This is a genomic window from Paractinoplanes toevensis, assembly GCF_018332695.1.
GTDB lineage: Bacteria > Actinomycetota > Actinomycetes > Mycobacteriales > Micromonosporaceae > Actinoplanes > Actinoplanes toevensis.
This window is the reverse complement of sequence record NZ_BOQN01000221.1, coordinates 1-891: the sequence shown is the minus strand read 5'-3', so window position 1 is coordinate 891 and position 891 is coordinate 1. Positions and strand designations below refer to the sequence as shown.

Here is an 891-nt window from a genome sequence, read left to right as displayed (position 1 = left end):
CGCGGGCCGCGCTGACCGCCTCCACCGCATCCAACTGATCAGCGAAAATCGACTTCGTGTCATACAGCAACCGGCCGATCAGCGTCGACTTACCGTCGTCGACACTACCGGCGGTGGCGAACCGCAACAGATCCATGTGCTGCGCCGGCGCCGCCTCGGCCTGCAGGATGGCCTGGCTCATCAGAAGTAGCCCTCTCGCTTACGGTCTTCCATCGCCGCCTCCGACACCTTGTCATCCCCGCGGGTCGCTCCCCGCTCGGTGATCCGGGTCGCGGCGACCTCAGCGATCACCTTCTCCACCGTGTCCGCATCCGACAACACCGCCGCCGTCTGCGACGCATCCCCCACCGTCCGGTAGCGGACCCGACGCACCGCCGAGGTTTCCCCCTCACGCAGGTGGATGAACTCGTTCACCGCGTAGAACATGCCGTCCCGCTCCACCACCTCACGCTCATGCGCGTAATAGATGGCCGGCAACGGAATGTTCTCCCGGGCGATGTAATGCCACACATCCAACTCGGTCCAGTTCGACAGCGGGAACACCCGGATCGACTCCCCCGGATGATGCTTGCCGTTGTACAACGCCCACAACTCCGGGCGCTGGTTCTTCGGATCCCACTGACCGAAATCGTCGCGGAAGGAGAACATCCGCTCCTTCGCCCGCGCCTTCTCCTCATCCCGGCGGGCACCACCGAACAACGCATCAAACCGGTACTTCTCCACCGCCGCCAGCAACACCGGCGTCTGGATCCGGTTACGCGTACCGTCCGGCAACTCCCGCACCATCCCGGTATCGATCGCCTCCTGCACACTGGCCACCACCAGACTCAAACCCAGCGTCGCCACCCGCGTATCGCGATACTCGAGAACCTCGGGGAAGTTGTGGCCCGT

At 64.4% G+C, this 891-nt stretch carries 2 protein-coding genes; both read right to left on the bottom strand.

Going from position 1 to position 891, the window contains the following annotated elements; all coding sequences use genetic code 11:
- Positions 1–181: GTP-binding protein (locus tag Ato02nite_RS50725; protein ID WP_246608262.1), on the bottom strand; the 181-nt coding region annotated here is incomplete at its 3' end.
- Positions 181–891 (bottom strand): sulfate adenylyltransferase subunit CysD (gene cysD, locus Ato02nite_RS50720; protein ID WP_213013932.1); only part of this gene is annotated, 711 nt, incomplete at its 5' end. The genes Ato02nite_RS50725 and cysD, both read right to left, overlap by 1 nt.